At 65.4% G+C, this 12,274-nt stretch carries 11 protein-coding genes; 8 read left to right on the forward strand and 3 right to left on the reverse strand.

The genetic code is table 11. The annotated features are described in order from the left end of the window. Positions 1-5: 5 nt before the first annotated feature. From rfbD to H6A21_RS05800, 3 genes are read left to right on the forward strand one after another with little or no spacing between them, the layout of a single operon-like run. The gene (gene rfbD / locus H6A21_RS05790; RefSeq protein ID WP_204561244.1) at positions 6-911 is read left to right on the forward strand and encodes a dTDP-4-dehydrorhamnose reductase; all 906 of its coding nucleotides are present in this window, start codon (positions 6-8) and stop codon (positions 909-911) included. Beyond that, on the forward strand, positions 911-1,714 hold the full coding sequence (locus tag H6A21_RS05795) for a glycosyltransferase family A protein (protein ID WP_204561246.1): 804 nt from the start codon (positions 911-913) through the stop codon (positions 1,712-1,714). The genes rfbD and H6A21_RS05795 overlap by 1 nt, the downstream gene beginning before the upstream one ends. Further along, complete coding sequence (locus H6A21_RS05800) at positions 1,704-2,699, forward strand: glycosyltransferase family 2 protein (protein WP_204561248.1); 996 nt, start codon at positions 1,704-1,706, stop codon at positions 2,697-2,699. Before H6A21_RS05795 ends, H6A21_RS05800 begins: the two co-directional genes overlap by 11 nt. A gap of 26 nt (positions 2,700-2,725) precedes the next feature. Here H6A21_RS05800 and H6A21_RS05805 read toward each other — a convergent pair whose 3' ends face one another. Together H6A21_RS05805 and H6A21_RS05810 are read right to left on the reverse strand one after the other, a co-directional pair. Then, positions 2,726-3,118 carry a DUF2304 family protein gene (locus H6A21_RS05805; RefSeq protein WP_204561250.1) on the reverse strand — a complete coding sequence of 131 codons (393 nt, stop codon included), beginning with the start codon at positions 3,116-3,118 and terminating at the stop codon, positions 2,726-2,728. A gap of 7 nt (positions 3,119-3,125) precedes the next feature. Continuing rightward, on the reverse strand, positions 3,126-3,806 hold the full coding sequence (locus tag H6A21_RS05810) for a glycosyltransferase family 2 protein (protein WP_204561252.1): 681 nt from the start codon (positions 3,804-3,806) through the stop codon (positions 3,126-3,128). 214 nt (positions 3,807-4,020) lie between these two features. On the opposite strand from H6A21_RS05810, the gene rfbC reads away from it, so the two are divergent. The 4 genes from rfbC to H6A21_RS05830 are packed head-to-tail and all read left to right on the forward strand — an operon-like array spanning position 4,021 to position 8,271. Further along, complete coding sequence (gene rfbC, locus H6A21_RS05815; protein ID WP_204561254.1) at positions 4,021-4,608, forward strand: dTDP-4-dehydrorhamnose 3,5-epimerase; 588 nt, start codon at positions 4,021-4,023, stop codon at positions 4,606-4,608. Further along, entirely contained in the window at positions 4,605-5,606 is a 1,002-nt protein-coding gene (locus H6A21_RS05820) for a glycosyltransferase family 2 protein (RefSeq protein WP_204561256.1), read from the forward strand. The genes rfbC and H6A21_RS05820 overlap by 4 nt, the downstream gene beginning before the upstream one ends. 49 nt (positions 5,607-5,655) lie before the next feature. Further along, positions 5,656-7,131, forward strand: a complete 1,476-nt coding sequence (locus tag H6A21_RS05825; RefSeq protein WP_204561258.1) for a lipopolysaccharide biosynthesis protein — start codon at positions 5,656-5,658, stop codon at positions 7,129-7,131. Positions 7,132-7,161: 30 nt separating this feature from the next. Beyond that, positions 7,162-8,271, forward strand: a complete 1,110-nt coding sequence (locus H6A21_RS05830; protein WP_204561260.1) for a DegT/DnrJ/EryC1/StrS family aminotransferase — start codon at positions 7,162-7,164, stop codon at positions 8,269-8,271. Between the two features lie 79 nt (positions 8,272-8,350). On the opposite strand, the gene H6A21_RS05835 is transcribed toward H6A21_RS05830, so the two are convergent. Further along, on the reverse strand, positions 8,351-9,373 hold the full coding sequence (locus H6A21_RS05835; protein ID WP_204561262.1) for an NlpC/P60 family protein: 1,023 nt from the start codon (positions 9,371-9,373) through the stop codon (positions 8,351-8,353). 273 nt (positions 9,374-9,646) lie between these two features. Between H6A21_RS05835 and H6A21_RS05840 the strand changes: the two genes are divergently transcribed. After that, positions 9,647-11,725, forward strand: a complete 2,079-nt coding sequence (locus H6A21_RS05840) for a DUF6541 family protein (protein WP_204561264.1) — start codon at positions 9,647-9,649, stop codon at positions 11,723-11,725. Positions 11,726-12,274: the final 549 nt, after the last annotated feature.

The following is a 12,274-nucleotide window of genomic DNA, read 5'->3' on the forward strand; positions in this document are numbered from 1 at the left end:
GATCGATGCGGATTCTCATCACCGGGTGCAACGGGCAGCTGGGACACGAGCTGCAGCGCCTGCTCGCAAGCGGCACGGCCGAGATCGGCCCCATCCCGGAGGCGTATGCGGATGCCGACATCACGGCGGTCGACGTCGCCGACCTGGACATCACCGATGCGGCGGCCGTCGATGCGCTGTTCGCGCGCGAGGCCTTCGACATCGTCTTCAACGGGGCGGCCTATACGAACGTCGACGGCTGCGAGGCCCATGAGGACCTCGCCTACGCGGTCAACGCGACGGGCGCTGAGAACCTCGCGCGCGCGTGCGCAGCCACGGGCGCGAAGCTCGTGCACGTCTCCACCGACTACGTGTTCTCCGGCGCGGAGCCGGGCGAGCGCACCGAACTCGACGAGCCGGACCCTATCTCCGCGTACGGCCGAACGAAGCTTGCGGGGGAGCGGGCGGTGCGCGCTGCCTGCGACCGCTCGTTCGTCGTGCGCACGGCGTGGCTCTACGGGTACGTGGGCAAGAACTTCGTGAAGACGATGCTGCGCCTGGCGGACAGCCTCGGCGCCCTGACCGTGGTCGACGACCAGCTGGGCAACCCCACCTCGGCAAACGACCTTGCCTACGAGCTGCTGAAGATCGCGCTGACCGACGACTACGGCATCTACCACTGCACGAACAACGGCATCTGCTCGTGGGCGGCCTTCGCCCGCGCCATCGTCGAGCGTGCCGGTTACGACCCGGACATCGTGTCTTTGTGCACCTCCGAGGAATATGCGGCGGCCCATCCGGATGCGGCGCGCCGCCCGGCGTACTCGGCGCTCGCGAACGCACACCTTGCGCAGACGATCGGTGACGAGATGCGCCCGTGGGACGTGGCGCTCGACAGCTTCATGGCCAACCTCGGAAAGCTCGGTGCCTGATGCCGGCAGCGGGGATTACGCACGCGTTCGCGGTCTGCGCCTACGGTGAGAGCCCGTATCTGCCGGAGTGCCTGGACTCGCTCGCCGCGCAGACCATGGACGGAAGCGAGGTGTTCATCGCGACGTCGACGCCGAGCGCATGGCTCTCCGACGTCGCGGGGTCGTACGGGCTTCCCGTGTACGTGAACACCGGCGCCTCCGGTATCGGACAGGACTGGAACTTCGCATACCGCCAGGCGCACGCGCGCTTCATCACGATCGCGCACCAGGACGACACCTACGAGCCGGGCTATGCCGCGGCGGCGGTCGCTGCGCTCGAGGCCGATCCCGCCTCGATCATCTACTTCAGCGATTACGGCGAGCTGCGCGCCGGCGAGAAGGTGGACGACAACCGCCTGCTGTGCGTGAAGCGCACCCTGCTGCGTCCGCTGCGGTGCACGCCCGCGCAGGCGAGCGCACGCTGGCGCAAGCGCGCCGCCCTGCGCTTCGGCTCCGCGATCTGTTGCCCCGCCGTGACGTTCAACGTCGAGCGCTGCCCGATGCCCCCGTTCGTGGTGGGCATGAAATCGAACCTCGACTGGGCGACGTGGGAGTCGCTCTCGCGTCTCGAGGGCTCGTTTCTGTACGACCCCGCCGTGCGCATGCACCATCGCATCCACGAGGAGTCGGCCACCTCGGAGCTGATCGCCAACCACCAGCGCGATGCCGAGGACCTCGCCATGCTCAAGCGCTTCTGGCCCGCTCCGATCGCCGCGCTCATCGAGCGCTTCTACGCGAAGGGAACCGAGAGCAATGACCTGTGATGCGGCGGCACCGCTCGTATCGGTGCTCATTCCCGTCTACAACGCGGAGCGCTACCTTGCCCGCTGCCTGACGAGCATCTTGTCGCAGGACTATCCTGCCCTCGAGATCGTGGCGGTCGACGACGGTTCGCGCGACGGCTCTCCCGCCCTGCTCGACAGGTTTGCGGCAGAGTATCCCGGGCGCGTGCGGGTGGAGCACAAGCCGAACGGCGGTGTCGCGTCGGCGCGCAACCGCGCCATCGAGCTCGCGCGCGGCGCGTATCTGATGTTTGCCGATAACGACGACTTCTTCGAGCCGGGAGCGGTGCGCACCCTGGTGGATGCCGCGCTCGCAGTCGACGCCGACCTCGTGTGCGCGGGGTTCCAGCGCCCCGATGGCGCCGGCAAGGTCGTCGACGCGATCGTGCCGGACCCCGCGAGCGCCTGGGCGCCCTATGCCATCGTCGCCGCCTGGGGCAAGCTGTTTCGCACTTCGCTCGTGCGCGACCACGGTCTGGCCTTTTTCGACACGAATATCGGCGAGGACCTCGTGTTCACCCTGCCCGCCGTCGAGCTGTCGCGCAAGACGGTCGTGCTCGGTCAGGTGGTCTACAACTGGTTCTACAACACAGAGAGCGTCTCGTCGACGGCGCACCGCACCTCGGCGGGCCTGAACTTCGAGGGTACGCTCGATGCGCTGCTCGCCGAGCTCGCCCGCCATGGGCTCGCCGTGTCCGATATGGTGCGCCATTACCTGATCCGCTTCGTGGTGTGGTACCTCATGTACACCTGCGCGGGCGACGGCGCGAAGGTCGCGCGTGAGCAGCGGGAGCACTACGTCGCCTGGCTCGATGCCAATCTGCCCGGCTGGCGGCGCGATCCCTTGGCGACGCCGACGCGCCCCGTCTCCGATGCCGTGGCGAACCGCGTGGCGGTGTGGCTGTTCGCGCGCCATCCCCATCTGTTCAGCGTGGCGGAGGGCGCATACCTTTTGGCGAAGCGGTAGCCGATGCGCCCGGCGCATGATCGCCGCTATTCGCCGTGCCGTGCGTGCTCGCGCTCCAGGTCGTGCTCCATTTCGCCCAGCCGGTCGCGAAGCGACCGCTCCAGCAGGGCGTTCTCCTGAGCGAGCTCGTTCACGCGGTGCTTGAGCAGCGAGATCTCGGAGGAGTTCGCGAACATCTTCGCCATGAGGACCACGATGACGAACAGGAAGATGAAGTTCGAGGGGCTCGCGATGCCGAACAGCTCGGAGCAGAAGAACGCGATGTCGGGGAAGACCGCCAGGATGATGAGCAGGAGGGCCAGCGCCACCCAGAAGATGGCGTCGCCCATGAGGACGGTTGACTTGCGGATGCGCTGGGCGACGAAGAGAAACGCGAGAATCGCGCCGACGACCAGCAGGGCTCTCAGAGCGAGGGACACGGCACACCTACCTTAGCCATTGGAACAACAGGATGGACAGACACGTGCGCCCCATGTAGCTCACAATGTGCGGCAGGTCTAAATAGCTCGTGCCGCCCTGGCGCTCCTGCATCTTTGCGGGGATCTCGACGATGGTCTTGCCCTTGCGCGCCATGAGGGCGACGGTGTCGGGTTCCGGCGCGATATCGAAATCCTTGGCGAAGTGCTCGATCATCGAGCGGTTGAACATGCGCATGCCGCTCGTGGGGTCGGTGATCGTCATTCCCGTCGTGAGCTTGATGAGCGCCGTGATCAGGCGCTGCCCGACGCCGCGCGCGCCCGTCGGCTTCGTGCCGTCGAGGAAGCGCGAGGCGATGACGATGTCGGCGTCGTGCTCCTCCATGGCGGCCGCGAGCTTGGGGATGTAGGAGGGCAGGTGCTGCCCGTCGGCGTCGAACTGCACGACCGCGTCGAAGCCGTGGCGCCAGGCGTACTTCATGCCGCAGCGGAAGGCGGAGGTGAGCCGCGTGTTGATGGACAGGGACACGTAGCTGAACCCGTGCGCGCGGCACAGGTCCGCCGTCGCGTCCTTCGAGCCGTCGTTGACGACGAGATAGGAGATATCCGGGCATTCGCGACGCAGCCATTCGACCGTGTCGACGATGCAGGCTTCCTCGTTATAGGCCGGTATGACCGCCAGGATCTTCATCGTGGGGTTGCTTTCTTTCCTCAGATTGCGCTCCGGACTCCGAAGACCTTGCGGGAGCAGGGGGTCGTGCCTATGGCGGGTCCGATGCGAGACGTACAGAATCGATGGTAGCACACCTGCGAGAAGGCCGGACGCGCGCGGCGCCGTGCATATCTTTTGGAGCGAATCTCCGGCGCGTATACTGTCATAGGTACATTCGAGGTGGAGGGACCCTATGGCAGAGTCGGTAACGTCCGGTAATTTCACATTCATCCCGACGAGCATCGAGGGGGTCGTCCTGGTGGACTGCACGTCCTTTGGCGACCGGCGCGGCTCGTTCATGGAGACCTATAAGCGCTCAGACTTCGTGCGCGGCGGCATCGACGCCGAGTTCGTGCAGGATAACCAGTCGTGCAGCTCGAAGGGCGTGCTGCGCGGCCTCCACTTCCAGATAAACCATCCGCAGGCGAAGCTCGTGCGCGTCATCTCCGGCGAGGTCTTCGACGTGTGCGTCGACCTGCGCCCGGGCAGCCCCACGTTCGGCAAGTGGGAGGGAGCGGTCCTCACCGGCGACAACCATCGCCAGCTCTTCATCCCGCGCGGGTTCGCCCACGGCTTCTTCGTGCTGAGCGACACCGCGACGTTCGCCTACAAATGCGACGACGAGTACCACCCGAACGACGAGGGCGGCCTTATGTGGGATGACCCCGAGATCGGCATCGAGTGGCCCATCCCGGCCGACGTCGAGCCGGTGCTGTCCGACAAGGACCGCGTCCACCCGACGTTTTCCGCGTGGCGGGCGGCCGAGGAGGGCACGCGATGAAGGTCATCGAGAACGCCGAGCTGCTCGCGCCCGAACCCGTCATCAGCATCCTGTGCATCACGTTCAACCAGATCGACTACATCGCCGGGGCGCTCGACAGCTTTTTGGCCCAGGACGTCGACGTGCCCATCGAGATCCTCGTGAACGACGACTGCTCGACCGACGGCACGACCGAGGTGCTGCTCGACTACCAGCGGCGCCACCCCGATCTGTTCCGCATCGTCACCCATGAGGAGAACCAGTACTCCCGGGGTGTGAGCCCCATGGGGCAGTTCCTGGTCCCGCTGGCGCGCGGCCGCTTCATCGCCATGTGCGAGGGCGACGACTACTGGACCGACCCCACGAAGCTGCGCCTGCAGCTGCACGTCATGTCCGAGCGTCCCGAGATCGCCGCGTGCGTGCACGCCAACGAGAACGTCCAGGCTGCCACGAAGCGGCGCATCTCCACGGTGCGCTACGCCGAGGGCGACTGCATGATCGCGCTTGCCGACATCGTGTCGCGCTCCCAGTGCTACGCGACGAACAGCCTGTTCGTGCGCGCCGAGGCCATGCGGGCCTACCACGGGTCGGCGTTCTTCCCGCTTCCGGCCGACGGCGACCACAAGATGCTCGTGCACTTCGGCCTTATCGACGGCGGCATCTACTACATCGACCGCGTCATGAGCGCCTACCGCGTGCTGTCGAAGAATTCCGTGAACCGCACGATGCTTCTCGGGCCGAACACGGCGAAGGTGGCGAAGCGCAAGCACGACAACCGCGTCGAGCTGCTCGAGCTTGCCGATCGGGAGACCGGCGGCGTCTTCCACGACGACATCGAGCGCGGTATCGACTGCATTCACTACGCGTACTACCGTGACATCCGCGACCTGAAGACGCTGCGTGCGCGCTGGCCCGAGCGCCTGGAGATGGAGGGGCCGCTCGCTCGCATCGACCTGTTCCTCTACACCTACGCCCGCCCGCTTCACAAGCTCGCACTCAACGTATACTGCAGGCTCTGACGGCGCATCGTCACCCCTGCCAAACGAAAGGGTTTTCGGTTATCGGTCCATGGCTAGCTTGAAGGAAAGAACGATCGGCTCGCTGTTCTGGAAGCTGTTCGAGCAGGGCGGGTCGGCGGCGATCACGCTCATCGTGCAGATCGTCATGGCGCGCATCCTGGCGCCCGACGAGTTCGGCATGCTCGCCATCATGCTCGTGTTCGTGAACGTGGGCAACGTGGTGGTCCAGTCGGGACTGAACACCGCCGTCATCCAGGCGCCCGACGTGACCGAGCGCGACTTCTCGACCGTGTTCTGGATGTCGTTTGCCGTCTCGCTCGTGCTCTATGCGCTCGTGTTCGCCTTTGCCCCGGTCGTCGCGGCGTTCTACGGGATGCCCGGCATCATCGCGCCGCTGCGCGTGCTCGTGCTCATCTTGATCGTCAACTCCTACAACGCCATCCAGGAGGCGATCGTGGCACGCCGCCTGGAGTTCTACAAGACGTTTCGCTCGACGGTGAGCGCCGCGGTCGTGTCGGGCTCCATCGGCATCGGGGTGGCGCTCGCCGGCGGCGGCATCTGGGCGCTCGTGATCCAGCAGCTGCTCTACCAGCTCTGCAAGTGCATCGTGCTCGCCCTGCAGGTGCCCTGGAAGCCGCATCTGGTATTCGAGCGCGACCGCGCGCGGCACCTGTTCCGCTTCGGCTGGAAGCTTCTGGCCTCGGGCCTGCTCGACCAGCTCTACCAGAGCCTGTCCGACCTCATCATCGGCAAGCTCTTCGACAGCACGCAGCTCGGGTTCGTGTCGCAGGGCAAGAAGTACCCGCAGGCGCTCGGCACCGTGCTCGACGGCGCGGTGCAGCCCGTGATGCTGTCCGCGGTGGCGCACGTGCAGGACGACCATGCCCGCGTGCGGCGCCTCGTGCGGCGCGCGCTCAAGACGAGCACGTATTTCATCATGCCCGCCATGACGCTGTTCGCCGTGGCTGCCGACCCCATCGTGCGCCTGCTTCTGGGCGACAAGTGGGCGGCTTGCGTGCCGTTTCTGCAGGTGTACTGCTTCGTCTACGCGCTGCTGCCCATCCACAGCACGAACCTGCAGGCTTTCAACGGCGTGGGCCGCAGCGATCTGTTCTTGAAGCTCGAGATCGTGAAGAAGATCATCGGCCTTGCCATCATCTGCTTCACGGCCTTCGTGCTCCACGACCTGACCGCCATCGTGTACGGCTACGCCGTGAGCGGCGTCATCTGCACGTTCGTGAACGCGAGCCCGTCCAAGCGCGTGCTTGGCTACGCCTATACCGAACAGCTGCGCGATATCGCGCCGGCCTTCATCCTGTCGCTTGTGTGCGGCGCCTGCGTGTACCCGATCATCCTGCTGGGCCTGCCCGCCCCGCTCACCATCTTGGCCCAGTGCGCGGCCATGATGGCGCTCTACCTTGTGCTCTCCAAGCTCTTCCACGTGGAGGAGCTCTCGTATCTACTCGACACGCTCAAGGGCATGGCGCGCCGCCGTCGCGGTGCGGACACGTCCGCGGGCGTATGATGGGGACACCCGAAGCTGACAGGAGACGCTATGTCTGATGAGAGAATCCTCGTTACCCGCTCGTCGATGCCGTCGTTCGAGGAGTACGTCAACGAAATCGCCCCGCTGTGGGAGACGCATTTCCTCACGAATATGGGGGAGAAGCACCAGCAGCTCGAGCGCGACCTGATCGACTACCTCGATGTCGACAACATCACGCTGTTCGTGAACGGCCACAACGCGCTTGAGTGCGTGCTCGAGGCGATGGATTTGCATGGCAAGGTCATCACGACCCCGTTCACCTTCGCCTCGACGACCCACGCCATCGTGCGCAAGGGGCTCACGCCGGTGTTCGCCGACATCAAGCCCGATGACTACACGCTCGATCCGGCAAAGATCGAGGAGCTGATCGACGACGAGACCTGCGCGATCCTGCCCGTGCACGTCTACGGGAACCTCTGCGACGTCGACGCCATCGGCGAGATCGCCGCACGCCACGGCCTCAAGGTGATCTACGACGCCGCCCATGCGTTCGGGGTGCGCCGCCGCGGCGTATCGTCTGCGATGTTCGGCGACGCCTCCATGTTCTCGTTCCATGCGACGAAGGTGTTCAACACCATCGAGGGCGGTGCGGTGTGCTATCGCGACCCTGCGCTCAAGGAGAAGCTCGACCATTGGAAGAACTTCGGCATCTCCGGCCTCGAGGAGGTCGAGTACGCGGGCGGCAACGCCAAGATGAACGAGTTCTGTGCGGCTATGGGCATCTGCAACCTGCGCCACCTGCCCGACGAGATCGAGAAGCGCCGCCATGTTGCCGAACGCTACTGGGATAACCTTGAGAACGTGCCCGGTATTGTCGTTCACCGTCCGGCTGCGGGCATCGAGTCCAACTACTGCTACCTGCCCGTGGTGTTCGAGGATTCGTTCGGCGCGACGCGTGACGAGGTCTACGCGGCCCTGCGTGCCCAGGAGATCTACGCGCGCAAGTACTTCTACCCGCTCACCACGCAGTTCGATTGCTACCGCGGTTTGTTCGACGGCTACGAGACGCCGATCGCCGCGCATGTGTCCACGCATGTGCTGACGCTGCCGATGTTTGCCGACCTCGCTCTCGATCAGGTCGACCGCATCTGCTCCATCGTCCGCTCCTGCGCCCGATGAGGACGCCCCGTACCAAACGAAAACGCGTGCCCCGGCAAGACCGAGGCACGCGTTGCTGTATGCAGGCTGTCGGCGCTGGCTAGTGGATGGGGGAGCCGCCGCCGATGAAGTCGTAGTCGAGCGGGCCGATGGTGACGCCGATCTTCACGCCGTTGACGATGTGGCCGGCGGAATGGATCATCTCCTGCACGCCGGTCTCCTCGTTCACGCCGAGGTAGATGCCGGCGTGGCGGAGGTTATCCCACGAGGGGCCGAAGAACAGGATGTCGCCCGGCTTGAGCTCGTCGGTGCTGTACTTCAGCTTGCCGTGTTCGCGCAGCCACTTGGACTGGGCGACGTAGGACGTATCGGCCATCGACTCCCAGAGCTGATAGCCGGCTTCGTTGTAGACCCAGTAGGTGAAGCCGTCACAGCTGAACTCGTTCGGGCCCAGCCCGGCGTGCTTGTAGGGGCAGCCGAGCTTGCTCTGCGCGATGGAGAGGATGCGCGCCTCCTCGGCGGTCGCGTCGCCCACCATGCCCAGCTGCAGCGCGCCCGTGACGGGGTCGAACTCGTACTGGACGCCGTCGATGACCTGCGTGCCGAACAGCATCCAGCCGACGGTCGGCTCGAAGTAGACGGTCTTGGTGCCGCCCTCGCCGTCAGGGATGTTCTGGAAGCCCTTGAGCATCTCCCCGGTGAAGGTGTCGAAATACCAGGTGTGCTCCTCGCCGTCGATAGGGGAGACACGGGTGTCCTCGCCGTAGATCATGTGGCCGCGCTCGTCGTAGCGCACCCACTTCAGGAGGCCCGGGATGAGCACGTCCTTGTCGAAGGCGAGCGTGCCGTCGGCGTCGAACCAGTACCAGGCGTTGGTCTCGGGATCGTAGACCTCCTTGTACTCAGCGCGGATGCCGTAGTCGTACCAGTACATCTCGCCATCGTCGGCGCGGGTCCAACCGTTGTAGTTCATATGGTTGTGGACCTCGCTGTCGGGGATGACGTTCTTGGCGCCGCAGTCGACTGCAAGGGCCTGGGCGGGCGTGGCCATGAGGGCGCACGCGACGCCTGCGCAGGCGATGAGCGATGCGACGGGCAGTTTCGGTGTGCGGATATTCTTCATTGAGCCTCCCTGTGGGGTCGGATGCTTCGTGCGAGATGAACTCGCCGGGCGTTCGCGTGGCGTCTCTTAGGCATGGACGGCGCGCGGGCACCTCTGGAATCTGGTGGCCCGGATGGCCGTCTGCGACTTTGCAGACGATTCCTAAAGCATAATAATACCTGTATGCCTGCACGATATGCTGTGCGGCGTCTGCGAACGTCGTCGTCTTCAAGATTTTCGTGCAGCATATGTCCATGTTTCGTTGCAACCGACCGTTGAATGGGTAATGCGTTCATGCCTCATCTCATGCTCTCCTGTGTCGTCGCCATCATCCTGCTCATGCTGCCCGGAGCGCTTGCTGCTCGCGTGCTCGGCTGCCGCGGGGTGGGTACGATCGCCCTGGCTCCGCTCATCACGTGCGCCGTCTACGGCATGCTGGGCTGCGCCTATGCCATCGTGGGCATGCCGAGCGGACCTGTGACGCTGTTTGCGGTCCCCTCGGTTATCTTCGGGGCCGGGGCCTTCGTGCGGAGCCGTATCGAGCGGGGGCGTGCGGGCGCTCCGGCGGTGGGTGCCCATGTGCGCGGGCGCGCCCCGCGTGTCCATCCGCTCCGGGAGCGGGCGCTGACACTTTTCGGCCATGACATCTCCTGGGCGGCGTTTGCCGCCTCGGTGGCGGTCATCGTCGGGCTCGTGACATGCGCGACGGTCTTTTTGCCGAGCCTGGGCAGTCCCGACGCGTTCTCGCAGAACTACGACAACGCCTTCCATATGAGCCGGGTCCGCACCTTCATGGACACCGGGGTCTACAGCTCGCTCGCAGGTGGGTTCTACCCGTCCGCCTGGCACTGCCTGGCGGCGCTCATCGGCGTCACCTGCCAGGCGTCCGTGCCGATGGCCATCTCCGCCTCGATGGTCGCCATTGAGGGCGTCGCGTATCCTCTGAGCATGTTCGTCCTGCTCGCCGCGCTGTTCCCGACCCGCCCGCGCCGGGTGGTGCTGGGATGTCTCGCCTGCACGATGATCGCGTACTTTCCCTGGCGCATCATGCTGTTCGGCCCGCTCTACCCGAACGTCCTGTCGTTTTCGCTCATGACGGCGGTCGCGGGGGTGTTCGTGGTGCTGGTCGACACCGAAACCGAGCGCCCCCGCCGCATCCGCGCGGCAATCCTGTTCGTGATCGGCGGCATCTCCTTGGCGCTCGCGCAGCCCAACGGCGTCTTCTCCGCCGGCGTGTTCCTCATCCCGTGCTGCCTGGTGGCTGCGGCCCGCTGGGCGCGCGCCGCCGGGGCGAGCCGGGGGCTTTCCGTGCTTGCTGCGCTCGGGTGCGCCCTGCTGATCGTCGCCATCTGGGTCGCTCTGCTCTGCCTGCCGTTCTTCAAGCCGATCGTCACCTACCCGCGCGACACGCCCGTCAACTGGCTGCAGGCCCTCAAGTGGGCGTTCCATTTCTCGTTCGTCATCAAGCGTCCCCAGTTCATGGCCGGCTTCATCGTCGCGCTGGGCGGCCTGGGCCTCGTGGTCGAGCGCCGCGGCCGCTGGGTCGCCTTCGGGTACGCGCTGACGGTCGCCCTCTATGTCGTGGCCATCAGCTTCAGCGGGCAGCTGCGCGAGGCACTCACGGGATTTTGGTACAACGACTACCACCGTCTTGCTGCTGCTGCCGCCGTTTTCGCCATCGTGCCGCTTTCAGTGGGCCTTGACTACGTGGTGGGCGCCATCTACGCCATCGCCCGCAAGCTCGTCTGCGTGAAGAAGGCGGGTGCGCTTCCGCGCGCGGCCGCCGTCGTTTGCGGCCTCGTGGCGTGCGTCGTGCTCGCTGGCATGTATGTGCTCAACAGCCGCCCGGTCAGGTTTTTGCCCGAGCAGTACAAGTCCTATGGCTACGATGCGGTGATGTATGAGATGCGCGACATGTACGGATGTGGCGAGTACGGCGAGACCGGCCCGCTCGACGCCCCGGAGCGCGCATTTTTGGACCGGGTGGCCGATGAGGTCGGCCACGACGCCGTCATCGTGAACCAGCCTTATGACGGCAGCGTGTTCGGGTACGCTCTCGACGATCTGAACCTGCTGTTCAAACAGTACAACCCGCCCGATGACCCCGCGGTCGCCGAGATCTGCCTGCATGCGCGGGAGCTCGCGACCGACCCTGCGGTCCGTGTGGCCATCGATGAGGTGGATGCTGCTTACGTGCTGCAGCTCGATCAGGGTGCGGGCCCGCAGGACATGAACGAGAAGGGCTCGTTCTACCTGAACGGCTATGGCAAGGAGAGCTGGGAAGGCATCAACCTCATCAACGATGAGACCCCTGGGTTCACACCGGTGCTTGCCGAAGGGGACATGCGGCTCTATCGCGTCGAGGCGGAGTAGTGCGCTGCGGGCAGCGGGATTTGCGTATGCGGCCGCGAGACTGGTTCCCATCCGCGTGGTATTGAGATACAGCTTGGACGACCGCGACTGAGTGCGGCAAGATCCGCGATGGGCGGCGCCGATCTTCGGGTCGCTTCTCAGGTTCGGCCGCGCTGGATGGCCGGGGCGGTTGCGTCGCGGGGAGGGTCTGCGCCCGCCCGTTGCTCGCCTACGCCGGTATTAGGTTCCTGTCTCGGCGCCTCGCGACAGAGCTGCCTGTCCGATCGGCGTTCAACAGGGCTTTTCGCATCGTGATGGTGGCGATGGGAGGGGGTCGTCCGATGAGGGGCCTAATACCGTCAATAGTGAGCAGCTCGGGGTGGTAAGGCGACCGCTCCGAATCGTGCTTCCGGGACGGAGCCCCCTTGACGAAAAAAGAAGGGGCCCCGTGTCACACGTCGTTGAACTGCGCCCCAAATCTTGGACGCGATAAATCATAACCGCTACGCGGCCTTCCGAAGGGCCTGCTCCCGGAACTCCGCCGGGGTCAGGCCCTTCAGCTTGACCTGC

Source organism: Collinsella tanakaei, assembly GCF_016902615.1.
Classification (GTDB): Bacteria; Actinomycetota; Coriobacteriia; order Coriobacteriales; family Coriobacteriaceae; genus Collinsella; species Collinsella tanakaei_A.

Excerpts from the sequence above, each read along its gene's own strand:
- rfbD (WP_204561244.1), top strand. The coding sequence starts at position 6 with ATGCGGATTCTCATCACCGGGTGCAACGGGCAGCTGGGACACGAGCTG.
- H6A21_RS05795 (WP_204561246.1), top strand. The coding sequence starts at position 911 with ATGCCGGCAGCGGGGATTACGCACGCGTTCGCGGTCTGCGCCTACGGT.
- H6A21_RS05800 (WP_204561248.1), top strand. The coding sequence starts at position 1,704 with ATGACCTGTGATGCGGCGGCACCGCTCGTATCGGTGCTCATTCCCGTC.
- H6A21_RS05810 (WP_204561252.1), bottom strand. The coding sequence starts at position 3,806 with ATGAAGATCCTGGCGGTCATACCGGCCTATAACGAGGAAGCCTGCATC.
- rfbC (WP_204561254.1), top strand. The coding sequence starts at position 4,021 with ATGGCAGAGTCGGTAACGTCCGGTAATTTCACATTCATCCCGACGAGC.
- H6A21_RS05820 (WP_204561256.1), top strand. The coding sequence starts at position 4,605 with ATGAAGGTCATCGAGAACGCCGAGCTGCTCGCGCCCGAACCCGTCATC.
- H6A21_RS05825 (WP_204561258.1), top strand. The coding sequence starts at position 5,656 with ATGGCTAGCTTGAAGGAAAGAACGATCGGCTCGCTGTTCTGGAAGCTG.
- H6A21_RS05830 (WP_204561260.1), top strand. The coding sequence starts at position 7,162 with ATGTCTGATGAGAGAATCCTCGTTACCCGCTCGTCGATGCCGTCGTTC.
- H6A21_RS05835 (WP_204561262.1), bottom strand. The coding sequence starts at position 9,373 with ATGAAGAATATCCGCACACCGAAACTGCCCGTCGCATCGCTCATCGCC.
- H6A21_RS05840 (WP_204561264.1), top strand. The coding sequence starts at position 9,647 with ATGCCTCATCTCATGCTCTCCTGTGTCGTCGCCATCATCCTGCTCATG.